Here is a 22,673-nt window from a genome sequence, read left to right on the forward strand (position 1 = left end):
TGTATCGTTCCGGGCGCTTGTGATCCGGGCTAGTTACAAGGACTTTACATGTCTGAATTCAAGTTTGATGCATTGTGCATCGGCAATGCAATCACTGACGTCTTCTCTCATGTAGAAGATAGCTTTCTCGTTGAGCAGTCTTTGGTAAAGGGCTCCATGCGCCTGGTCGATACAGACGAAGCGCTGCGCCTCTATGACCTGATGGGTCAAACAACGCGCATCTCCGGTGGCAGTGCAGGCAATACTGCTGCTGGTATCGCTTCGCTTGGTGGTGCGCCTGCCTTTATCGGCAAGGTCGCAGCTGATGAAGTTGGGGACGTTTATCGCCATGACATGAACAGCATTGGCGCCCACTTCAACACAGGCCCGCTGCGTGATGATCTCGCGTCTGGCCGCTCCATGATCCTAATCACCCCGGACGGTGAGCGGACCATGAACACCTATCTGGGTGCAGCGACCAAACTGACTGCGTTTGATATCGACCGCGACGTGGTTGCCAACTCTGCGATCACCTACATGGAAGGTTATCTCTGGGACGAAGAAGCGGCGAAAAATGCGTTTCTTGAAGCTTCCAAGGTTGCCCACGAAGCAGGGCAGCTGGTGTCGCTTTCGTTGTCAGACAGCTTCTGCGTTGATCGTTTCCGGGATGAGTTCCTGGAGCTGATCCGCGAAGACAAAGTCGACATTCTGTTTGCCAATGAGCATGAGCTCAAAGCGCTCTACCAGACCTCTGACATTGAAACTGCGATTGCGATGGTGCGTGAGGATTGCACACTGACCGCTCTGACATTGGGCTCAGAAGGCGCTATGGCGATTTCTCGCGAGGAAACCGTACATGTGCCAGCTTCCGCTATTATTGGCGGTGTGCGTGACCTGACAGGCGCTGGAGACCTGTTTGCGTCTGGCTTCCTGTTTGGTCTGGCGCGTGATTTCAGCTTGAGCGATTGTGCCGAGCTGGGTTGTCTTTGTGCTGGTGAGGTTATCAGCCACGTTGGTGCGCGCCCTGAAAAGCCGCTTAATCAGATTGCAGAGCAGACTGGCTTCACGCTCAAGGTCTAGCCCTTTATTTTCATGCGTATTCTTATCCGAAAACCGGAACCACTTTTCGGGAATACGCTCGAGCGAACTGAAAATATTAATTCAGGCGGCTTGCGGGCCGCCTTTTTTATTTGCTGATTTGCTGAATATCTTCTGCGCTGTTTACCTGAAAGAAGAGCGGCTGTGCAGTGCCGATGTGCATGCGCTCGGTCTCTTTTTGATTGAGCTTGCAGATCTTCGAGACCAGCCCTCGAATTGTGTTCCGGTGCGAGGAGATGATAACGTTTTTTCCATTCATCAACTGAGGCAGAACACGATGCTTGAACACACCATGGGCTCTGTTGGCCGTCATCTCCACACTTTCACCACCGGGCGGCACGGCGTGCAAGGAGTGGCGCCATTGGTGCACTTGCTCCACACCGTGTTCCTGAACCGCGCTTTCGATAGGAAGGCCTGTGAGATCACCATAGGCCCTTTCATTGAAGAGCTTGTCCTCAATGACATGCAGATGAGATTGCTCAGCTTCTTCGAGAATGAGATCCAGTGTTTTGCGTGCGCGCCTAAGGCCTGATGAATAGGCCAGATCGAACTGGATTGCCTGAGAGTTGAGAGTACGACCTGCGTTTCGGGCTTCATCAATGCCTTTGGCACTCAGCTCAGGATTGGCCTGTCCTGAGAAAACCTTCAGCGCATTCCATTCGCTTTGCCCGTGGCGCACCAACACCAACAATCCCATAAAACACGCCTCTCAGATCTTCTTTGTGTGCGTGTCTTATATAGGTTCAATTGCAGCTCTAAACCCGACTTTCGTTAAAACATCCAATGATGATTTCAGGCCGGCTCCAGAATGTTGGTGGGCAGGCCGTCCAGACTTGTGGCGTTGTGCTTGCGCCAGTAGTTCTCCAACTCCTCACGATCCATCGTCTCGTAGTAAGGCAGGAATTCTTTTTCGACGCGCGTATCCACCAAGTCCATGCGCGGGACTGTTGAGCCGCAAGACGTCTGAATGAGTTCGATATCAAGGTCAAAGATTTGTCTACCCCCCGGCAAGTCGGGGAACTGAGCGACCAGTTTAGCCCAGTCCTCATCTCTGGGATGAATGACCTTTGCTGTTCCAAACACCCGAAGCGTGAGGCGCTGCTCGCCGAACGAACAGAACATGAGGGTCATGCGGCCATCATCTTGCACGTGGGTGGCTGTCTCATTGCCAATACCGGTCAGGTTCAGCCAGATGATGCGCTCGTCACTTAAAACCCTGAGGGTATCCATGCCTTTGGGGGACAGGTTGATATGCCCTGTGGCAGCAGCTGTTGCGACGAAGAACATTGATTGCTCTTCGATGTGTTGACGAAATCTGCGGTTCAGTTTTTTGGCTACGATCATCGGCTTTCTGATGCCTTTTCAGGAGCGACTAGTCGGCGACTGCATATTGAGTGTTGATGCGGCGCTGCTCACTGGCGTAGCTGCCAGAACGTCCGCCATTGCGTTTGTCGTAACTTCTTGCCCACGCCTGCCAGAACTCTTGGGAGCTGCCATCCATCTCGGTGATTTCGGGTTGGACAATCGGTGTTTTCGGCAGGATCGTGTTGGGCAACTGCACGACCTGCAGCAAAGGCCGGTGGCGTGGGAAGCTGATTGGGACGTCCTGTTTGCGCAGCTTTATATTGATGAAGAGCGGTGAACAGAACCAGCTGGAGTCAATCATCGCTTCAAAACAATCATAACCTGCATTGGACGGCAGGTTGATTGGGCCACGGACCCAATGGCACTGGCCTTCATCACCGATCAAGCTGTAGCCAGCTCCGATCTGAACGATATCGCCTTCAGGAAACACATCCAGGAATGGGGGGTAGTAGTCCTCCAGCCCTTCCGGACAGGAGTTTTGGTAGTCTTCCACGAAGTCTTTAAGATACAACCGATCCAGCAGGGTCCACTCGCCCTCAGCGCCAAGCCGATAGAGGACCTCAGATCCGGTCCACATCAGATAAAAATCTACTGGCGGGTAAACATAGTAGCCCTGACGAGAAGCAGTAAGGAGGGGTTCACAATACTTCATTGCCCGGGCTGGCATCATTCCAAGGTTCGTTCCATCTGCCTTGACGACGTCCGGGGCAGATTTGACCATTCTTACAAACTTCACAGGAATTCCCTCGCAGATAAAACACTCTGCAAAAATGAAGCGAGGCAGCCTAAACTGCCTCACACATTAAATTATTTTGGTTTTTTCTCTTCATCTTTTGGAGCAAGGCCACCATTCAACTTTGCTGGCTTTGCTTGAGCAGATGCTGGGCGACCGTCGTTTGCTACTGAAAACTTCATAGGTTGTCCTCTCAATTAATATATTAATGCGGTCATACATTTTCTGTATGCATGGAGAGGCTTGCATCGAATCTTACGTAGCGCAAGGCAAATAATAATGACGCATGCATTATCTATTATTGATAATTTTAAGTGTATTTAATTTCACATACTTAGTATTTTAACAAAGACTATTTGTGTGAATAATATTTATATTTTTACAATTCTAATTCAGCCATTACAGAGCAACTCAACTCAGCCAAATAAAAAAGCGGCCCGAAGAGCCGCTTTTTATGATTCTGAATTTTGAGGATGGCTTAAACTTCTGCCAGGTCCTCAACAGAAAGAACCTTACCTTCTTCATCAAGGCGATAAACAACAGGCTTGCCTGTGCCGAGCTCGCGCTTGAGGATTTCTTCAGGTGAAAGTCCTTCAAGTTCCATGATGAGGGAACGCAGGGAGTTGCCGTGTGCAGCAACAATCACGCGATTGCCTTCGAGAACTTTAGGAAGAATGTCAGAACGGTAGTAAGGCAGGGTGCGCTCTGCAGTCATCTTCAGGCTTTCGCCGCCTGGAGGAGGAACGTCGAAAGAACGACGCCAGATGTGAACCTGCTCTTCACCAAATTTCTGACGAGCTTCGTCTTTGTTCATGCCGGTGATGTCACCGTAGTCACGCTCGTTCAGAGCCTGATCTTTTGATGTTGGCAGGTCTTCCTGACCAAGCTCACCAAGGATCAGCTTAAGAGTGTGTTGAGCGCGCAGCAGGTCAGAAGTGAACGCCAGATCAAATGTCAGGTTCATTTCTTTGAGTTTTTTACCGGCTGTTGTTGCTTCTTCAACACCCTGTTCTGTCAGGTCTGGGTTTTTCCAGCCGGTGAACAGGTTTTTCAAATTCCATTCGCTTTGTCCGTGACGGACGAGAACCAAAAGGCGTTCCATTAAGCTCTCCTAAGGAGGTTATGTTTGCTTGAAAACAGTTGTCTTGGAAGGACTGTTTCAAGTCTCATTTCACATGTCTTGCTCATCGCTCATCAGAGCACGTCGCGTTCATGTACGTTTGCGCATCGCGCTCCAACATCTTTGTTGGAGCGAAGTCTTATCGTTTGATTGGAGCTAATCAAACAGAACACGCTCTAGCAAGCATGCATTGTGTGTCACTCATCATTCAGGCCGAGAACATCAGCCATTGAGTACAGGCCCGGTTGCTGATTGTGCGCCCAGAGGGCTGCTTTCACGGCACCGCGAGCAAACAGTTGTCTATCCGTTGCGATATGTGAGAGATCTATACGCTCTCCCTCGCTCGCAAACATCACCGTATGTTCACCTACGACAGATCCACCTCGCAATGTTGCAAAGCCGATGTCGCCTCTTTTCCGTTCACCCGTAATGCCGTCTCGTGTGCGAACACTATGGGTTTCAAGATCAATCCCCCGGCCTTCAGCTGCTGCCTCACCCAACAGCAATGCTGTTCCTGATGGGGCATCAACTTTATGCCGATGATGCATTTCCAGGACTTCGATATCGAAATCTTCATCCAGAGCTGCAGCGGCCTTTTTAATGAGGCATGCGAGCAGGTTAACACCTAGGCTCATATTGCCTGATTTTACAATGCGGGCTGATGTCGCGGCGTGAGCAAGTTCGGTAGATTGGGCAGACGTCATTCCCGTTGTGCCGATAATGTGCGCAATAGAATGACGCGCTGCAGCTTCTGCAAATTCAACCGTTGCCTCTGGCACGGTGAAGTCCAGCACGCCATCAGCATCAGCAAATGCAGCCTCAAGGTCATCGGTGATTGCAACGCCGAGTTTACCGCATTCTGCGAGTTCGCCAGCATCTGTGCCCAGAAACTGGGAGTGTTTGCGCTCGATCGCGGCTGACACCACAACTCCGTCCATTTCGGTCACTGTGCGTACCAGTGCACGCCCCATTCGGCCTGCTGCGCCTACAACAACCAGTCGCATGTCACTCATCACGTCCCCCAAGCCTACGAAAGCCCCTCAAATTATAGTGTGGAGGGGTATAGCAGGCGCACTAAAGAGTTTCAAACTCATATGGCAGTTGGTGTCTTGAAGTTTGCTCTGTCTCGCGCAGATGGTTCTCGGTTTATGCTTAGTCATGTACGGCTTGTCGGGTGCAAAAATCTGATAAAACTTATCCCCCTGCCCTCAACCACACTTATTCTCAGTGTTGTGCTCACGTATTCGGGCAGCTGGTGGACCGTCCATCAGTGCGGCGTGGGCTGGGCGGGGCTACCGGGCGAAGTAACGCATCACCCGGCGGGTTCGTTGAAACACCCCTTGAAAGTCTTTAGTGCAGGGACCAAGCGGAAGCTGGTCACCCGATGGGCGTCTACACTGGCAGGCGTTTAGCTTTCACCGACAATCACGTCTGCTTCTGGCAAGTGTGTGCATCGTTGATAGTGCCTGCTCCCAATGCCTTTCGGAGGAGTCCTTGTTTCATACAAAAACGCCCGGGCAAGGCGAGCAGCCAATGCCGAAGAAACTAATTTACTTACAATGCGCAGGCACTGCCTGCTCGCCTTGCTCACTCCCGACCTTTCGGGGTTCAACTCAACACCGCCGGCAAAGCCGCGCGGTGCTAAAACCGCTCCAGCTATGAGGAATTCTCAAGTCCACCGGAATAGAAACCCGCGTGAAACTCATATTCTTGCGCTAAGATAGCGGATAGCTTACTCAGAGTACGGTGTGTTCACACCATGCACGCATCAGACTCGAAATCTTTGTTTTAACGCGTACTCCTGCTCGAAAACCAAGATCTGTTTTCGAGAATGCGCTTTCATCTTTACAGAACTTAAAAATGCAGCAGGGTTGCGTTTTCACGCGTTTCCAAGACCCAGGCAGCTGCTCCCGCAAGGGGATACTATTATGGATAATATACGCGGCAGCGCCTGGATGGTGCTTGCAATGCTGGGGTTTGCCATTGAGGATACGCTGCTTAAGACGGCGACGGCTTCAGTGCCCGTTGGGCAAACACTGATGTTGTTTGGTATCGGCGGCACATTCGGCTTTTTGCTGTTGACCTGGAGACGCGGTGAACGGGCTTTTACACCGGAAGCGTTGAAGGCGACACTTTACACGCGTGCGGTTTTTGAGATTACGGGGCGGCTGTTTTTCCTGCTGTCACTGGCGCTGAACACGCTTTCCAGCACCTCTGCTATTCTTCAGGCCACTCCAATTACAGTCACTCTGGGTGCTGCCGTGTTGTTTGGGGAGCGCGTGAACTGGCAGCGGTGGCTTGCGATCCTGATCGGTTTCATTGGTGTGCTGATGATTATCCAGCCAAGTTCGGAAAGCTTTCAGGTGACCTCGATCCTTGCCATCATCGGTATGATTGGCTTTGCTGGTCGTGATTTGGCAACGCGAGCGGCTCCCCCAGCCCTTTCCAACATGCAGCTTGGTGTTTACGGCTTTGCGGTGCTTATCCCAACTGGTGCAGCTTACTCATTCTGGTCTGGCGGGTTTGTCTGGCCGGATCTTTTCAGCGGGTTGGTCATCGCAGCAGGCACCCTTGTGGGCATTGGGGCGTATTACTCGCTTACGGTTGCTATGCGCACCGGGCTGGTGTCCGTCGTCACCCCTTTCCGGTACTCCCGATTGCTTTTCGGCCTCCTGCTCGGCTTCCTGATTTTTGACGAGACCGCAGACGCCATGACACTGGCAGGCTCCGCGATTATCGTATTGAGTGGGCTGTATATTCTGGCCGGACACTCACGACTTAAGGCGCAGACCTCTAAGAGTGCAGCGGAGTGAGCTTGAAATTTTACCTCAAGAGAAGGAGGCTCATGCTGGCTTCCCGTTAAAAGTCGCTAATTGAACTACTTGCGGAAGGTTGGGAGATTGTAGAAACCTTTTACAAACTCAATTGGAAGTTATGCCAAATCAAGTCAATCGTGGAACTGTCTTTAGGCCAGATATAGAAGGTTTACGAGGGCTTGCGGTACTCTTAGTCGTACTCTTTCATTTTAAACTTTTCGGTCTCCAGGGCGGATTTATCGGAGTAGATATATTCTTCGTGATCTCCGGCTTTCTCATGACGAAAATTATCACTTCAGATCAGTTTGAATGGTCATGGAACGGTGTAGGAAAGTATTATAAAAAGCGCTTTTGGCGAATTGCACCTGCATATTATGTGACCCTGATTGCTATAGCAGTGCTTTTTCTTGCCTACCCATACGAGCTGCACATCTATGATTTTCGAACATCTTTTCTGACTGCCAGCTTTTTTGCCTACAATATTCATGCGCCATCTGGTGCAGGTTATTTCGAGGTTTCTGCATATGAGAAACCACTCCTGCATTTATGGTCACTTGGTGTAGAGGTGCAATTCTATATTCTGTGGCCGCTTATTTTGCTCATTGTTCGCAATAAAACTTTTCTCACGAAACTCTTGAGTATTCTTTTCATTGTCTTACTCTCATTTATCGCGAGCGTAGTACTTAGCATTCACGATCCTGATGTAGCTTATTTCTCAATACCCACTCGCCTTTGGCAATTTGGAGCAGGTGGCATTGCTGCAGTTTTGTTGACGAGAAAAGCGCCAGAGCTTTCTCATTCTGTTGCCGCCCTACTTACATGCGCATGTCTGCTCACTTTGTTTGGCAGTGCAGTGTTTGCACCTCAAAATTACTGGCCTAGCTTTCCTGCATTACTACCTGTTGCAGCGACAGCAATTTTGCTCTGGCTCGGCAATATGAAGACTAAATTTTCACAATGGTCTTTTTCTGCTCCCCCAGTACGCTTTATTGGTAAGATTTCTTATAGCCTTTATCTCGTTCATTGGCCGGTTGTTGTTTGGCTTCATCTTCAAGCAAAGGGTGAGCCACACTTTCTGGAAAGTCTGATCGGACTATTTGCCTGCATTGCTTTGGGTTGCCTGCTTTATTGGTTTATTGAAAAACCGTTCAGAACTCTGGGAAGAAAAAAACCTAGACTCAGCCAAATTCTTGGACTTGCCAGTTTCGGGATTCTGTTTCTTTCGAGCGCCGAAGTCATCAGAAACGACCAATTACTACAAAATTTCATCCCGACAAATGCATTGGAAGTGACACTTCACCAGAAACAGAACAGTGCTTTTGAGAAGGATTATTGTAGAAACAGGGGGACGCGCTATTCGTATATTTGTGCGGTGGGTGCGGAAGGCGTTGCCCCGTCTTTATTGGTCTGGGGAGATTCTCATGCTCGAGCTCTTGGTATCGGGTTGAGCGCTGAACTCAAAAACCACAATAAACGAGCTCTTGTTTTACAGACCGTGGGTTGCCCACCTTACTTAAGCAGACCGAAAAAATCCGATAGTGATTGCCGGAACTATACCGCTGAAGCCGTCGCTGGTTATTTGGAGAAGAACCCCACAATCACGACAGTGCTTATGGCTTCTCGTTGGATGTATTCTCTCAGACCAGAGAGTTTGACTCGTAAATATCACGAGACACCGATTTTGGAGGATGGTCCTTCCAATTTACCAAAGCAACTCATGCACCTGGAACAAAGTATCCAATTTCTCGGTCGCCAAGGACAAAAGATTATTCTTGCGACACAAGCTCCGGAGATTACCGCAGACCATAAGCTCAAGACATGTCGCAATGCCTTTATCTATCAACCTCCGAGTGTCTTTAGGAAGCATTGTTGGATAAACTCAGAAGACCGCATAGAAGAGCAGTATCAACGAGATCAGCTGCTCAGGCTGGTGTCGCAGAAGTATGACTACGTAGAACTTGCAGATTTAAAGTCGATATTTTGCAATGAAGAGCAATGCGAAATTGCAGGAAAAGACGGGTTTTATCTGCACGATCACGATCACCTGACCACTGCAGGCTCCGCAAAGGTCGTGCGGGAAGTACTTTTGCCATTAATGACTGTATCGACAAGCCTACAAGTCTTTTGACCTTTGTCTGGTCCAGGGCAGCACAAACAATCATATCTCAAAATGATTGGTCTAGCGAAGATAGAACAGAGGTCCGAATTAGGCGGATAAAGCAAGGCGCACAAAGAACGACCTAGCATGCCTGAGCACAATAGCAGAAGATTAGAGAGCAAGCCCGCTGCAAGGACAGTTCTTCCTTTAAAAAAGGCCGGTCCATTTCTGAACCGGCTTTTTTTTGAATTTAGCTAGAAAAGCTTAGTCTTTTGCAGGAGCTGGTGCAGCTTCTTCGCGAGGAATTTCCTTGCCAGTTTCCTGATCGACAACTTTCATGGAAAGGCGAACTTTACCGCGCTCATCAAAGCCCATCAGCTTAACGAAGACTTTGTCGCCTTCTTTGATCACATCAGTTACTTTCGCAACTTTGCGTGGAGCCAGCTGGGAGATGTGAACCAGACCGTCGCGTGCGCCGAAGAAGTTTACGAATGCGCCGAAGTCAACAGTCTTAACAACTGTGCCTTCGTAGATTACGCCAACTTCTGGCTCAGCAGCGATGGAGTTGATCCAGTTGAGAGCAGCTTTAATCGCTTTACCGTCAGAAGAAGCCACCTTAACGGTGCCGTCGTCTTCGATGTTCACTTTCGCGCCGGTCTTTTCAACGATCTCGCGGATAACTTTACCGCCAGAACCGATCACTTCACGGATCTTGTCTACTGGGATCTTGATCACTTCGATGCGTGGAGCATGCTCACCCAACTCGGAACGAGCTTCGGTGATTGCATTTGCCATCTCATCAAGGATGTGAACGCGACCGCCTTTAGCCTGCTCCAGAGCGACTTTCATGATCTCTTCGGTGATACCGTCGATCTTGATGTCCATCTGCAGCGCAGTGATACCGTTTGCAGAACCAGCAACTTTAAAGTCCATATCGCCGAGGTGATCTTCGTCGCCAAGGATATCGGAGAGAACTGCGAAGCGCTCGCCTTCCTTGATGAGACCCATTGCGATACCAGCCACAGGAGCCTTCAGAGGAACACCAGCGTCCATCAGGGACAAGGATGCGCCACAAACGGAAGCCATGGAGGAAGAACCATTGGACTCAGTGATTTCAGAAACAACACGCAGGGTGTATGGGAAATCATGGTGTGCAGGCAGCATTGGGTTAACAGCGCGCCATGCCAGTTTACCGTGACCGATTTCACGACGTCCTGGGGAACCCATGCGACCAGCTTCACCTACAGAGTATGGAGGGAAGTTGTAGTGCAGCATGAATGCAGACTTGGTGGTGCCTTCGAGCTTGTCAACGAACTGCTCGTCTTCACCTGTACCCAGTGTTGCAACAACCATTGCCTGAGTTTCACCGCGTGTGAACAGGGCAGAACCGTGTGCACGTGGCAGCATGCCAACTTCAGAAACGATAGAGCGAACAGTGGAAAGGTCACGACCATCGATACGGGAACCAGTATCCAGGATACGGCCACGAACGATTGCAGCTTCTGCCTTTTTGAACAGGTCGGAGATGACAGTCGCATCAGGAGCGCCTTCTTCACCAGTTACAAGAGCTGCAACAACTTTCGCCTTCACAGCATCAACAGCGTTTTTACGCTCTGTCTTAACGGTGATGGAATATGCAGCGCCGAGTTCTTCAGCAGCCAGTTCCTGAACTTTACCGAACAGCTCCGAATGATCTGGCAGGTTCAGTTCACGTGGCTCTTTAGCAGCTTTTTCAGCAAGCTGAATAATAGCGTCAATCACTGGCTGGAAGCCTTTGTGACCGAACATCACAGCACCGAGCATTACTTCTTCGGTCAGTTCCTGAGCTTCGGACTCAACCATCAGAACAGCGTCGTTCGTACCTGCAACAATCAGGTCCAGATCGGTTTCTTCCATCTGGTCAACTGTTGGGTTCAGAACGTATTCGCCGTTGATGTAACCAACACGAGCGCCACCGATTGGGCCCATGAATGGAACGCCGGAGATGGTGAGTGCTGCGGACGCGCCAACCATTGCCAGAATGTCTGGAGCGTTCTCAAGATCATGAGACAGAACAGTAAGAACAACCTGAGTTTCGTTCTTGTAACCATCTACGAACAACGGACGGATCGGACGGTCAATCAGACGGGATGTCAGGGTCTCGTGCTCGGAAGGACGGCCTTCGCGCTTGAAGAAGCCACCTGGAATGCGGCCAGCAGCGTATGCCTTTTCCTGATAATTTACGGTAAGTGGGAAGAAATCCTGACCTGGCTTTGCGGTCTTCGCGGACACGACTGTCGCGAGAACTTTTGTCTCGCCGTATGTTGCGATGACTGCGCCGTCTGCCTGACGGGCAACCTTGCCGGTTTCAAGGATGAGCGGACGTCCGCCCCAATCTACTTCCACGCGATGTATATCAAACATATCTTTATCCTAACGTTCGCCTCAGTGCCTGATGGTCGTCATCAAACTTGAGGCTGTCATTTGCCGGCAATGCGCGCACCAACTCCTTGAGTACCAAGGGCGCGATGCCTTTTTCAGGTCGAACGATTGCAGGCAAGACAGCGAGAAGCTTTTGTTTGATTGTGCGTACCTTTGACCAAAAACCGGCCTCCACTTTTGGGAGATACGCTGTAAGCTTCTGGCAATCCTGCCAGGTCTTCATTCGCCTGCGTTCATTCTGGAAGAGAACGATCTGATCCAGAATATACCTCTCGCAATTTCCCGAAATACCTTGGAAATAGGAGAGGGTAAGGAAAACGCGGCGAGCTTTCGCTGCCGCGCTTTGAATTCTTCGTCTTAGCGACGAATGCCCAGACGCTCGATCAGGGACTGGTAACGAGCAACGTCTTTACCCTTAACGTAGTCAAGGAGCTTACGACGAAGTGCAACCATTTTAAGAAGACCACGACGTGAGTGGTTGTCTTTCTTATGACCCTTGAAGTGGTCAGTCAGAACTGTAATGCGGTGCGTAAGGATAGCAACCTGTACTTCCGGAGAGCCAGTGTCACCTTCTTTGATCGCAAATTCTTTGATCAGTTCAGCTTTTTTTTCAGGCGTAATCGACATCGATTTTTCCTTATCTAATGGCAGTCATACTGCCTCTTATTAAATGCCCAGAAGGCATGCGCTCTTTTGCAGAGCTATGTGTTGAGCTCGGGCCGTGCCAAGATGTCGTCTAGCAGGGTCAGGCCAACACATAATAACCGGGTAAGCAGTAGCTTCCCAGCGGCGGGACTATGACTGAAAAACTCTCAAAAAACCAGAAGAATCTTGAGAGGCTTGCAGCCATAAATCCCAGTAGAACAGTTTGCCTTTCAGCGATCGTCCCCCGCGATGATTTACATTCACGTGTGGCGCTCCACTTTCAGAAAGGCTTCAGAGATTGAAAACTCGCTTTGGCTTGAACTGACCTTTTGAGACTTCACCAAAAGCAATCAGCTTGCCTCCAGAAACCACATAGATTTCCTCGGGCCCAATCGGTGCATTTGCGCCACGTAGTAAAACAGGATTACCACGCTTTACCTTCGCCGCAGCATCAGAGGTGATTGGCACCTCTGCAAACTGGTGGAGTGCGACTTCAACTGGCTTGATGTGTCCGATCAGTTCTGAATTTTCGTGGGGATCGAGAACAGGTGGCTCTTCCCCTTCTTCAACTTCTACCGCCATAGTTTCTTTAGCAGCACGAAGTCCATCCAGGGTAACCATCTGCTCTTCACCGAAGGGTCCTACCAGCAACCGGCGCAAGTCAGTGACATAGCCACATGTACCAAGGCGCTCACCAAGGTCACGGGCCAGTGAGCGAACATAGGTTCCCTTGCCGCATTCAGCTTCAAAAACCGCACGGTTTACATCTGGACACTCGACCAGATCCAAGCGATGCACCACAATCGTACGTGCATCCAGCTTTACGTCTTCGCCTTCCCGGGCAAGATCGTAAGCGCGGTTTCCGTCAACTTTGATTGCGGAGAAAATTGGCGGAACCTGCTCAATGGCGCCACGGAACTCAGGCAGAACCGCGAGGATCTCATCTTGCGTTGGGCGCACATCGGAGGTCTTGACCGGTTCGCCTTCAGCATCATCAGAGGTGGTTTGCGTGCCCCAGGTCACCTCAAAGCGGTAAACCTTTCGTCCATCCATGATGTATGGAACTGTTTTGGTAGCCTCCCCAAAGGCGATAGGCAGACAGCCGGTCGCAAGCGGATCAAGTGTCCCTGCGTGTCCGACTTTTTCAGGATGAAAAATCCTCTTCAACTGCCCCAATGCATCATTAGAGGTCAGGTTTAGAGGTTTATCCAACACAAGCCATCCGTTTACAGGGAAACGGGGTCTACGTCGCTGCTGTTTGCGCGCCATACTTCTCAGCTCTTAATTCTTTGCATGCGTTGCGCTTCTGAGCGCGTACTCTGGTCTGAAACCCACGACTTCTTCTTTGGCAATATGCTCTGTAAAGCTTAGTCGCGGTTATCACCTTGATCATCATCGTCATCGATACCGCCATCAGCAAAATCCTTACGGATGCTAGGCTCATGCAGCAGTCGAGTAATCAGATCATCATCATCAAAACGCGTATCGGCTACAAAACGTAGATCACAAGTGTATTTCATTGTGACGCGTCGAGCGACCTGCCCACGAAGGTACTTCGCGTTGCGTTTTAGTGCAGCGAGGACAACGTCGATATCGCGACCGCCCATAGGCATGACGAGAACGTCAGCCCATCTTAGATCAGGCGACATGCGTACTTCCGGGACCGTGATAATAACACCGTCAAGGTCAGGATCGGTGATCCGACCACGTGTCAGAATGTCTGACAGTTCTTTGCGGACAATCTCACCTACACGCAACTGGCGCTGAGACGGCTGACCTGCAAATTCATCGCGTGCTTTTGCCATTTTTATCTCTCAATTTGCTTTGAGTTTGGAACAACAGAGCGCCGACGGGGATAAATCCGCGCCGGCGCTGCTGAATGTTCATTTCGCTCGTTTAGCTCTTCACTCTGTTAGAGGGAGCGAGCGATCTCTTCTACCTGGAAGCACTCGATGACGTCACCGACGCGCATATCCTTGTAGTTTGTGAAGTTCATGCCGCATTCAACACCGGATTCAACTTCTTTGACTTCGTCTTTGAAGCGCTTAAGTGTACCCAGCTCACCTTCGTGGATGACGACGTTGTCACGCAGCAAGCGAACCTGTGCGCCACGCTGAACGACACCTTCGGTGACCAGACAACCTGCAACACGACCGATTTTGGTGATGTTGAAGATTTCTTTGATGTCTGCGTAACCGAGGAAGGTTTCACGACGTTCTGGAGCAAGCATGCCAGACATAGTGGACTTCACATCGTCGATGAGGTCGTAAATCACGCTGTAGTAGCGGATTTCGACGCCTTCGCGACGTGCAGCTTCCTGAGCCTGTTTGTTTGCACGAACGTTGAACGCCATGATTGGTGCTTTGGATGCAATCGCCAGAGTGATGTCGCTCTCGGTGATACCACCAACGGAAGCTGCCACAACACGTGCGCCGACTTCGTCGTTGCCAAGTTCTTCAAGCGCACCCTGGATTGCTTCGGCGGAACCCTGCACATCGGATTTGATGATGAGCGGGAATTCTTTTTTGCCTTCTTCCTGCAAGCCCTTCATCATCGCTTCCAGAGAACCACGAGACCCAGCAATACGTGCTGCCATCTTGTCGCGCTTCTGGCGGTGACGATATTCGGAAATCTCGCGAGCACGGCCTTCGTTTTCTACAACTGCAACCATGTCACCAGCGGATGGTGTCGCCTGGAAGCCAAGAACTTCAACCGGTTTGGAAGGACCAGCTTCCTTAACTGGCTTGCCATTCTCATCAAGCATCGCGCGAACACGACCCCACTCGGAACCAGCAATGACAACATCACCAACCCGGAGTGTACCCTTCTGAACCAGAACAGTAGCAACTGGACCGCGACCTACGTCAAGCTTAGCTTCGATAACGGTACCTTCAGCGGCACGGTTAGGGTTAGCTTTCAGCTCAAGAACCTCAGCCTGCAGCAGGATCATTTCGATCAGCTTATCTAGGTTAGTGCCTTCTTTAGCAGAGACCTCAACATCGATAACGTCACCACCCATGGTTTCGACAACCAGATCTTCACGAAGAAGGTCGTTGCGAACGCGGGAAGGGTCAGCGCCTGGCTTATCCATTTTGTTGATCGCGATGATGAGCGGAACGCCAGCAGCTTTTGCGTGAACAATAGCTTCTTTGGTTTGTGGCATCACACCATCATCAGCAGCAACCACGAGGATCACAACATCAGTGGACTTAGCACCACGAGCACGCATCTGAGTAAACGCTGCGTGACCAGGGGTATCGATGAAGGTGACCTTCTGGCCATTCTGCTCGACCTGGTATGCACCTATATGCTGTGTAATGCCGCCAGCTTCACCGGAAGCAACGTTTTCCTTGCGGAGCGCATCGAGAAGGGACGTCTTACCATGATCAACGTGACCCATGATTGTAACAACCGGTGGACGGTTGGACAGATCAGTGTCGTTGTCTTCAACGGTGAAGAGACCTTCTTCCACGTCAGCTTCAGACACACGTTTTACGGTGTGACCCATCTCTGCGGCGATCAGTTCAGCGGAATCAGCATCGATCACGTCGTTGATTTTCATCATCTGGCCCTGCTTCATCAGCAGTTTGATGACGTCAACAGCACGTTCAGACATACGCTGAGCAAGGTCCTGAATGGTGATCACTTCCGGAAGCACAACTTCACGCGCTACCTTCTCACGAACAACCTTTTGACCCTTACGTTTTTCTTTCTCACGACGACGGCGCATGGATGCCAGTGAACGATTACGACTTTCATCACCACCAGTGGCGCGGGTAATCGTTAGTTTTGACTTACGGCGGTCATCGTTGCCTTTAGGTGTTGGCTTAGCAGCCACAACAGGCTTTTTAGGACGTAGCGCAGGCTTTAGAGCCTTTTTGCTCACTTCCTTACCAGTTTCCATGCTTTCTGCCGGAGCTGCAGAAATTCCACCTGGACGCCCGCCACCTGGACGAGGACCATTAAGGTTTGGCGGCTTGCCATCACGCATTGGTGGACGACCACCACGATCACCACCTGGACGAGGACCACGATCACCTGCTGGGCGTGGACCACGGTCACCTGCCGGGCGCGGACCACGGTCACCACCTGGACGAGGACCACGGTCACCTGCCGGACGTGGACCACGATCACCTGTTGGGCGAGGACCACGGTCGCCACCTGGACGAGGGCCACGATCGCCACTGCGCTGAGGGCGATCACCAGAACGTGCCGGACGCTCTTCGCGCTGTGCTGGCTTTGGAGCTTCAGCAGCTTTTGCAGCCGCTTCAGCTTCACGCTTCGCTTTCGCTTCAGCTTCGGCCTTAGCACGTACAGCAGCTTCTTCAGCTTCACGCTTAGCGCGAGCTTCGTCTTCTACACGTTGTTTTTCTGCTTCTACAGCGCGCTGTGCAGCCAAGATTTCCTGACGCTTTGCTTCTTCAGCGCGGCGTTTAGCATCTTCGACTTCGCGAACCTTAGCCATTTTAAGCGCTGCGAGACGTGCGTCTGCTTCACCCTTGGTCAAGGTTTTCAGAACGGCACCACCGCCCTGACCGCCACCACCACCGCGACGCTGACCGCCACGCTGGTTGTTATTGTTGTTACGGTTGCCACCGCGACCGCCGCCTTCACCGCGCTTCTGAGCATCACCCGCACCACGGCGAGCTTGCTGAGGACCGCGCTCTTGCTGCTGTCCCTGACGCTTTTCCGGGCGTGACTGGGAGGCTGCAGGAGTTGAAGAGGAAGCTGCAGCAGGTGCAGGTGCCGCGGAGCCTTCTTGGCCCGGCACAACTACACGGCGCTTCTTCTTTTCCACGACGACTGCCTTGGAGCGGCCGTGGGAGAAGCTCTGCTTAACAGTGCCCTTCTCAACACTGCCTCCGCGTTTGAGGCCCAGCGTTTTCTTTTCCCCGCCGGTGGGATTGTCGTGGTTGTCTTTGGTATCGCTCATATTGCCTTCAGTCCTGCGCCACTGCACCCTTTGTACCGTCGTCGTCAGCCATGACAGAAACTTCCCGGAATTGCGCAAGGCGTTGCGCGTGCTTCACGAAGTTTCTGCCTGCCTCGCCGGCCAGCAGTACAGCATGTATAACGTTATCCCGATCCAGATGCGTACTCATCTGTTCCGAGTTAAACAGGCGGATCACGCTGAGACGATCCACCTTGCCAAATCTAGAAGCGGCTAGGGCCGCCAACTTACGCACACCATCTTCAGAGGCTTCAGTGGCGTGCACCAGAGCAAGAACACTCTCCTTTTTGAGAGCTGCCTCGACTTTCGAAAAGCCAACATGTAGGTTGCCAGCTTTTCGGCTCATGGACAGTGCGCCCAGAGCTGCCTGCTCCAGCAGTTTGTCGGTGTGGTCGGCCAAACCGTCTTCAGCGTTTACCTGCTCCTTAAAGCCTCTCGAGAAAGCGCGCCTTTTTATCGCTTCCTGCAAAACAGACTTCTTTGCCGACACCCAAACCCCACGTCCCGGGAGGGTGCCTTTCACATCAACTACAACAGTTTTGTCAGGAGCCATAACGAATCTGAGAAGGTCTGTCACCGGTAGAACTTCACGCGTAACCGCGCAGGTTCGTTCTGTCGGCTCATTTTTTCTCGGCACTTCGTATTCCCAACCCTACTATTGTTGTTATTTTTCATTCAGTTACGGGGATGTAGAAACCCGCAGCCTTATGCTGCAACTTCAACACACCCCCGTATAAAACTTTTTTCTGCAGTCAAGCGGCTACAGATTATTCAGAGGACTGCTCGCCTTTTGCGTCTTCTGCACCGCTCTCTTGCGCCAATTCCTCGTCGGCGTCAACCACAGTCTCTTCAAATGTTTCGCCTTCGAAGTCTTCTTCTTCGACTTCCAGCTCTTCTTCAGAGACTTCCACAAGGTCTTCCGCAGAGATCCATCCAGCAGCAACACGCGCTGACATCACGACAGCTTCCGCATCAGCACGAGACAGATCGAAACTGCTCAGAGTACCTTCCACGCGAATGGTTTCTTTATCCTTGCGTTCCGTCCAGCCAACAAGGTCGTCAGCTGCACAGCCTGCGAGGTCTTCCATGGTTTTGATTTCGTCTTTACCCAATGCAACAAGCATTGCGGATGTAAGACCTGGGACCTGAACCAGCTCATCGGAAACACCAAGCTGACGACGCTCTTCTGCGAGTTTTGCTTCCTGCTCTTCCAGGTACTCACGTGCACGAGCTTGGATTTCGTCGGCTGTTTCTTCGTCGAAGCCTTCAATGGACGAGATTTCGTCGAGGTCAACGTACGCGACTTCTTCTACAGAAGTAAAGCCTTCTGATGCGAGAAGCTGAGAAACCATCTCGTCAACATTCAAGGTGTTCTGGAAGAGATCGGAACGAACCTGGAATTCCTTCTGGCGACGCTCGGACTCTTCCGCTTCTGTCATAATGTCGATGCCCCAGCCGGTGAGCTGAGAAGCAAGACGTACGTTCTGGCCGCGGCGACCAATTGCCAGAGACAGCTGATCGTTAGGAACAACAACTTCGATGCGCTCGGAGTCTTCGTCGAGAACAACCTTAGCAACTTCAGCAGGCTGAAGTGCATTTACGATGAAGGTTGCCGCATCATCATTCCAAGGAATGATGTCGATTTTTTCGCCCTGAAGCTCACCAACGACAGCCTGAACACGGGAACCACGCATACCAACACACGCACCAACCGGATCGATAGAACTGTCGTTAGACAGGACTGCGATCTTAGCGCGGGAGCCTGGATCACGAGCAACAGCCTTGATCTCGATAACGCCGTCATAGATTTCCGGCACTTCCTGCGCGAACAGTTTTGCCATGAACTGAGGGTGTGTACGAGACAGGAAGACCTGTGGACCACGCTGTTCGCGGCGCACATCAAAGATCAGCGCACGAATACGATCACCATTGCGGAAGATTTCGCGCGGGATCAGTTCGTCACGACGAACGATTGCTTCACCCTTACCGGTGTCGACAACAACATTGCCATATTCAACGCGCTTCACAACAGCGTTGAGCACTTCACCAATACGGTCTTTAAACTCATCGTACTGCTGATCACGCTCAGCTTCGCGGACCTTCTGAACGATGACCTGCTTAGCGGACTGAGCAGCAATACGTCCAAAGTCGAGCGGCGGCAATGGATCTGCCATGAAATCGCCGACTGTTGCATCCGGGTTGCGCTCCTGCGCATCAACCAGAGCAATTTCAGTTGAGATGTTCTCGACAACATCAACGACCTGCAGCAAACGCTGAAGGCGGATTTCACCGGTTTTCGGATTAATCTCGGCACGAACTTCAGTCTCGGTGCCATAACGGGAGCGAGCGGCTTTTTGGATTGCATCCTCAAGAGCAGCAATCACAATGCTACGGTCGATCGACTTTTCGCGGGCGACCGCTTCAGCGATCTGCAGCAGCTCCAAACGGTTTGCGCTGATAGCCATTCCTCGTCAACTCCTTCCACGCCCTGCCTTCCTTCACACCAGCAGGAACATCAAAACAAAAGGGTGGCTCTTTAAAACCGGAACCGCCCATAACCCATTGCGCAACAAGAACAGCTAATCAGTGATTGAGGTAACTGTCGTCGTCCGTAGGCTCCCCACGGGCTGCTTTTGCGGCTTTATCGGCTTTCAATGCCGCATCGACCAGTTCATCAGTCAAAACCAATACGGCTGACCCAATCTCATCCAACGGAAGACGAGCTGCCTCATCCTGACCTTCCTGTACATCGGTCATTCTGATAAGCGCGCATCCATCTTCCACACCGATGATGTGTCCACGATATCTCTTACGCCCAGCTTGCGGCACAGACATTTCGATTTTCGCAACATGTCCGACCCAGCGCTCGAAGTCGCCTGCGCGAACGAGCGGGCGGTCAATACCTGGAGATGAAATTTCGAGATGGTAGGCACCAGAGATTGGATCGTCCACATCCAGCGCCGGGGAAACTGCGTGGCTGATTTCTTCACAATCTTCAACAGCCATCGTCCCATCCGGGCGCTCTGCCATGATTTGAAGGGTGCAGCCATTGTTTCCGTTTACACGGATGCGCACCAGCCGATAGCCCAGATCAGCAACGACCGGCTCGACAATTTCAGCTACGCGGGCTTCTAGGCCCTTTTCCTTTATAATCCGGGGATCGGTTTCGTCCACTTGGTACCTATCGTCTTAATGCAAAGACATGCTTAGTGTCTTTGGCAGTTATTTCGGATACCTGAATTTCGACAGTCAGGCATCACTACCGACTTAGCTAATAAAAAAGAGCGGGTCCTTTCGGGGCCCACTCCTCAATGCTCTTAACTGAGCCGATAGAGAACTCTTGCTCTGCAATATAGTCATTTGACCACTGTATGCAACAGAAAATCAAAGATGAACGCAGACAAAAGCGAGTCCCCTTTAGGTTTTCGTCTCTTGAACCCGTAAAAATGTCAGGTAACGGCCAATTCTACCTTCACGGTGCGCCTTGCGTTCGTACCGCGTACCTGGCCAATTGCTCCATGGTGTACGCCAGTCAGAAGCACATTCGGCACCCCACTCAAAAGCCGGATGCCTGCGACAATGGGACAGCGTCCAATCCACATAGGTGTCGATATCGCTGGCAAATCGATATTCACAGCCCGGCTTCAGAGCACGTGCAATGCGCGTCAGATTGATCTGGTTCACAAAGCGGCGCTTCCAGTGCTTCTTCTTTGGCCATGGATCTGGGTAAAGCTGATAAGCCATATCCAATGATGCAGCCGGAAGCCAGTCGAGCAACTTACCTGCATCATCATCAAACAAGCGAATATTCTTGAGACCATGTTCTTCAATGCTGGAGACAGCCTTGATAATGCCAGAGCTAAACGGCTCACACCCGATAAATCCGATTGCAGGATTTTCTCTGGCGCGATGAATTAGGTGCTCAGATCCCCCAAAGCCAATTTCAAGACAAACGCTCTTTACTGGGACGGGGAATAACTCTGCCAGATTTTCTGGAGGTGTTTGTGTCAGGTCCAACGCCACTTGTGGCATAACATCCTGAAGCAACTGCGATTGTCGCGGACTTGCTGGTTTTCCGACGCGGCGGCCGAAAAAAGAGCCTTTGTAGTGATCTACCATCGTTCTCATAAACACAAGCTGGCCAGAGGTTGCCCCGGCCAGCTGTTCATTCTCTAGCGTTAGAGGTTAAGCGTAGGCTTTCTCTACAGCATCACGCAGGTTATGGACAAGGTCGATTTTCTCCCAAGAGAAACCACCATCACCTTCAGCTTCGCGGCCAAAGTGGCCGTAGGCTGCTGTACGTGCGTAGATTGGCTTGTTCAAATTGAGGTGCTCGCGAATGCCGCGTGGGGTCAAGCTCATGACTTCACGGATTGCAGCTTCAACGCGCTCGCCTTCAACACGGCCCGTACCATGCAGGTTGACGAAGACAGATTGCGGTTCAGCGATACCAATCGCATAAGCCAGCTGAATGGTGCACTTGTCTGCCAAATCAGCGGCCACAACATTTTTCGCGAGATAGCGAGCAGCGTATGCAGCAGAGCGATCAACCTTGGTTGGATCTTTACCCGAGAACGCACCGCCACCGTGTGGAGCTGCGCCGCCGTATGTATCCACGATGATCTTACGACCTGTGAGACCACAGTCGCCATCAGGACCACCGATAACGAACTTGCCGGTTGGGTTGATGTGCCAGATGGTGTTGCTGGTCACCCAGTCACCTGGCAGTGCTGCGCGGATGTAAGGTTCGACAACAGCACGCACATCGTCAGAGGTCATGGTTTCATCCAGATGCTGAGTGGACAGCACGATGGATGTTGCCTCTACCGGCTTACCATCCTCATAGCGAATGGAAACCTGGCTTTTCGCATCTGGGCCGAGCATCGGCTCGTTGCCAGATTTGCGAGCATCTGCCAGCAAACGCAGGATCTTATGGGAGTATAAGATTGGAGCAGGCATCAGCTCTTCAGTTTCGCGACATGCGTAACCAAACATAATGCCCTGATCGCCGGCGCCTTCGTCCTTATTGTCAGCGGCGTCTACGCCCTGAGCAATATCAGCGGACTGGCCATGCAAAAGAACCTGAACATCCAGGTCTTTCCAATTAAAGCCGGCTTGCTCATACCCGATATCCTTTACAGCAAGGCGGGCAATGTGAGCCAAATATTCTTTTGTGAGAGAGGCCGGGCCGCGGGTCTCACCTGCAATAACAAGCTTATTTGTTGTTGCAAGCGTTTCACACGCTACACGGGCTTCTGGCATTTCCTTTAGAAATGCGTCTACGATCGTATCTGAAACGCGATCGCAGACTTTGTCGGGATGGCCTTCTGAAACCGATTCCGACGTGAACACGTAGTTCTGACGAGCCATTGGCAAACGTCCTTCTGGGAAGAAAAATATAATTGAAGCGACGGCATATCCGTCGCTTCTGGTGTTACATCAAACAA

General features: G+C 51.3%; 20 protein-coding genes. 4 read left to right on the forward strand and 16 right to left on the reverse strand.

Annotation, left to right across the window (positions count from 1 at the left end; genetic code table 11):
* The first annotated feature begins 48 nt into the window (after positions 1 to 48).
* Positions 49 to 1,059, forward strand: coding sequence for an adenosine kinase (locus DHN43_RS09865; RefSeq protein WP_063302631.1), 1,011 nt, complete (start codon positions 49 to 51; stop codon positions 1,057 to 1,059).
* Positions 1,060 to 1,165: 106 nt separating this feature from the next.
* Here DHN43_RS09865 and DHN43_RS09870 read toward each other — a convergent pair whose 3' ends face one another.
* The 5 genes from DHN43_RS09870 to dapB all read right to left on the reverse strand — a co-directional run bounded on the left by DHN43_RS09870 (position 1,166) and on the right by dapB (position 5,308).
* Entirely contained in the window at positions 1,166 to 1,774 is a 609-nt protein-coding gene (locus tag DHN43_RS09870) for a 2,3-bisphosphoglycerate-dependent phosphoglycerate mutase (protein ID WP_108818500.1), read from the reverse strand.
* Positions 1,775 to 1,869: 95 nt separating this feature from the next.
* A complete protein-coding gene (locus DHN43_RS09875; protein WP_108818501.1) occupies positions 1,870 to 2,421 on the reverse strand; it encodes a pyridoxamine 5'-phosphate oxidase family protein in 552 nt (183 codons plus the stop codon).
* A gap of 28 nt (positions 2,422 to 2,449) precedes the next feature.
* A complete protein-coding gene (locus tag DHN43_RS09880) occupies positions 2,450 to 3,178 on the reverse strand; it encodes a DUF6065 family protein (protein WP_208995167.1) in 729 nt (242 codons plus the stop codon).
* A 475-nt stretch (positions 3,179 to 3,653) separates the two neighbouring features.
* A complete protein-coding gene (locus DHN43_RS09885; RefSeq protein WP_057463063.1) occupies positions 3,654 to 4,277 on the reverse strand; it encodes a 2,3-bisphosphoglycerate-dependent phosphoglycerate mutase in 624 nt (207 codons plus the stop codon).
* Positions 4,278 to 4,492: 215 nt separating this feature from the next.
* Positions 4,493 to 5,308: a 4-hydroxy-tetrahydrodipicolinate reductase gene (dapB, locus tag DHN43_RS09890; protein ID WP_063286353.1), complete on the reverse strand. Its 816-nt coding sequence runs from the start codon at positions 5,306 to 5,308 to the stop codon at positions 4,493 to 4,495.
* 81 nt (positions 5,309 to 5,389) lie between these two features.
* On the opposite strand from dapB, the gene DHN43_RS09895 reads away from it, so the two are divergent.
* The 3 genes from DHN43_RS09895 to DHN43_RS09905 all read left to right on the forward strand — a co-directional run bounded on the left by DHN43_RS09895 (position 5,390) and on the right by DHN43_RS09905 (position 9,239).
* Positions 5,390 to 5,707, forward strand: coding sequence for a hypothetical protein (locus DHN43_RS09895; protein ID WP_108818503.1), 318 nt, complete (start codon positions 5,390 to 5,392; stop codon positions 5,705 to 5,707).
* Between the two features lie 516 nt (positions 5,708 to 6,223).
* Positions 6,224 to 7,108, forward strand: a complete 885-nt coding sequence (locus DHN43_RS09900) for a DMT family transporter (protein ID WP_063286352.1) — start codon at positions 6,224 to 6,226, stop codon at positions 7,106 to 7,108.
* 121 nt (positions 7,109 to 7,229) lie between these two features.
* Positions 7,230 to 9,239, forward strand: coding sequence for an acyltransferase family protein (locus DHN43_RS09905; RefSeq protein ID WP_108818504.1), 2,010 nt, complete (start codon positions 7,230 to 7,232; stop codon positions 9,237 to 9,239).
* Positions 9,240 to 9,473: 234 nt separating this feature from the next.
* Here the strand turns inward: DHN43_RS09905 and pnp are convergent, their stop codons facing one another.
* The 11 genes from pnp to metK all read right to left on the reverse strand — a co-directional run bounded on the left by pnp (position 9,474) and on the right by metK (position 22,596).
* Positions 9,474 to 11,612 carry a polyribonucleotide nucleotidyltransferase gene (pnp, locus tag DHN43_RS09910; protein WP_057463066.1) on the reverse strand — a complete coding sequence of 713 codons (2,139 nt, stop codon included), beginning with the start codon at positions 11,610 to 11,612 and terminating at the stop codon, positions 9,474 to 9,476.
* 4 nt (positions 11,613 to 11,616) lie between these two features.
* Positions 11,617 to 11,853 (reverse strand): hypothetical protein, encoded by a 237-nt coding sequence (locus DHN43_RS27220; RefSeq protein ID WP_199914797.1) that lies wholly within the window; start codon positions 11,851 to 11,853, stop codon positions 11,617 to 11,619.
* A 134-nt stretch (positions 11,854 to 11,987) separates the two neighbouring features.
* Positions 11,988 to 12,257, reverse strand: a complete 270-nt coding sequence (rpsO, locus tag DHN43_RS09915) for a 30S ribosomal protein S15 (protein WP_057463067.1) — start codon at positions 12,255 to 12,257, stop codon at positions 11,988 to 11,990.
* Between the two features lie 309 nt (positions 12,258 to 12,566).
* Positions 12,567 to 13,544, reverse strand: a complete 978-nt coding sequence (gene truB, locus DHN43_RS09920) for a tRNA pseudouridine(55) synthase TruB (protein WP_108818505.1) — start codon at positions 13,542 to 13,544, stop codon at positions 12,567 to 12,569.
* A 98-nt stretch (positions 13,545 to 13,642) separates the two neighbouring features.
* On the reverse strand, positions 13,643 to 14,080 hold the full coding sequence (rbfA, locus tag DHN43_RS09925; protein ID WP_108818506.1) for a 30S ribosome-binding factor RbfA: 438 nt from the start codon (positions 14,078 to 14,080) through the stop codon (positions 13,643 to 13,645).
* 107 nt (positions 14,081 to 14,187) lie between these two features.
* On the reverse strand, positions 14,188 to 17,208 hold the full coding sequence (infB, locus tag DHN43_RS09930; protein ID WP_108818507.1) for a translation initiation factor IF-2: 3,021 nt from the start codon (positions 17,206 to 17,208) through the stop codon (positions 14,188 to 14,190).
* Between the two features lie 7 nt (positions 17,209 to 17,215).
* Positions 17,216 to 17,863: an RNA-binding protein gene (locus DHN43_RS09935; RefSeq protein ID WP_082596804.1), complete on the reverse strand. Its 648-nt coding sequence runs from the start codon at positions 17,861 to 17,863 to the stop codon at positions 17,216 to 17,218.
* Positions 17,864 to 17,993: 130 nt separating this feature from the next.
* Complete coding sequence (gene nusA / locus DHN43_RS09940) at positions 17,994 to 19,691, reverse strand: transcription termination factor NusA (RefSeq protein WP_057463071.1); 1,698 nt, start codon at positions 19,689 to 19,691, stop codon at positions 17,994 to 17,996.
* A 118-nt stretch (positions 19,692 to 19,809) separates the two neighbouring features.
* Complete coding sequence (gene rimP / locus DHN43_RS09945) at positions 19,810 to 20,400, reverse strand: ribosome maturation factor RimP (RefSeq protein ID WP_063294306.1); 591 nt, start codon at positions 20,398 to 20,400, stop codon at positions 19,810 to 19,812.
* 243 nt (positions 20,401 to 20,643) lie between these two features.
* A complete protein-coding gene (gene trmB, locus DHN43_RS09950) occupies positions 20,644 to 21,345 on the reverse strand; it encodes a tRNA (guanine(46)-N(7))-methyltransferase TrmB (protein ID WP_108818508.1) in 702 nt (233 codons plus the stop codon).
* 66 nt (positions 21,346 to 21,411) lie between these two features.
* The gene (gene metK, locus DHN43_RS09955) at positions 21,412 to 22,596 is read right to left on the reverse strand and encodes a methionine adenosyltransferase (RefSeq protein ID WP_057463073.1); all 1,185 of its coding nucleotides are present in this window, start codon (positions 22,594 to 22,596) and stop codon (positions 21,412 to 21,414) included.
* Positions 22,597 to 22,673 lie beyond the last annotated feature (77 nt).

This window comes from Pseudovibrio sp. Alg231-02 (assembly GCF_900143565.1).
Taxonomy (GTDB): Bacteria; Pseudomonadota; Alphaproteobacteria; order Rhizobiales; family Stappiaceae; genus Pseudovibrio.

Coding starts and splice junctions, on each gene's coding strand:
- DHN43_RS09865 (WP_063302631.1), top strand. CDS start 49: ATGTCTGAATTCAAGTTTGATGCATTGTGCATCGGCAATGCAATCACT.
- DHN43_RS09870 (WP_108818500.1), bottom strand. CDS start 1,774: ATGGGATTGTTGGTGTTGGTGCGCCACGGGCAAAGCGAATGGAATGCG.
- DHN43_RS09875 (WP_108818501.1), bottom strand. CDS start 2,421: ATGATCGTAGCCAAAAAACTGAACCGCAGATTTCGTCAACACATCGAA.
- DHN43_RS09885 (WP_057463063.1), bottom strand. CDS start 4,277: ATGGAACGCCTTTTGGTTCTCGTCCGTCACGGACAAAGCGAATGGAAT.
- dapB (WP_063286353.1), bottom strand. CDS start 5,308: ATGAGTGACATGCGACTGGTTGTTGTAGGCGCAGCAGGCCGAATGGGG.
- DHN43_RS09895 (WP_108818503.1), top strand. CDS start 5,390: ATGGCAGTTGGTGTCTTGAAGTTTGCTCTGTCTCGCGCAGATGGTTCT.
- DHN43_RS09900 (WP_063286352.1), top strand. CDS start 6,224: ATGGATAATATACGCGGCAGCGCCTGGATGGTGCTTGCAATGCTGGGG.
- DHN43_RS09905 (WP_108818504.1), top strand. CDS start 7,230: ATGCCAAATCAAGTCAATCGTGGAACTGTCTTTAGGCCAGATATAGAA.
- pnp (WP_057463066.1), bottom strand. CDS start 11,612: ATGTTTGATATACATCGCGTGGAAGTAGATTGGGGCGGACGTCCGCTC.
- DHN43_RS27220 (WP_199914797.1), bottom strand. CDS start 11,853: ATGAAGACCTGGCAGGATTGCCAGAAGCTTACAGCGTATCTCCCAAAA.
- rpsO (WP_057463067.1), bottom strand. CDS start 12,257: ATGTCGATTACGCCTGAAAAAAAAGCTGAACTGATCAAAGAATTTGCG.
- truB (WP_108818505.1), bottom strand. CDS start 13,544: ATGGCGCGCAAACAGCAGCGACGTAGACCCCGTTTCCCTGTAAACGGA.
- rbfA (WP_108818506.1), bottom strand. CDS start 14,080: ATGGCAAAAGCACGCGATGAATTTGCAGGTCAGCCGTCTCAGCGCCAG.
- infB (WP_108818507.1), bottom strand. CDS start 17,208: ATGAGCGATACCAAAGACAACCACGACAATCCCACCGGCGGGGAAAAG.
- nusA (WP_057463071.1), bottom strand. CDS start 19,691: ATGGCTATCAGCGCAAACCGTTTGGAGCTGCTGCAGATCGCTGAAGCG.
- trmB (WP_108818508.1), bottom strand. CDS start 21,345: ATGGTAGATCACTACAAAGGCTCTTTTTTCGGCCGCCGCGTCGGAAAA.
- metK (WP_057463073.1), bottom strand. CDS start 22,596: ATGGCTCGTCAGAACTACGTGTTCACGTCGGAATCGGTTTCAGAAGGC.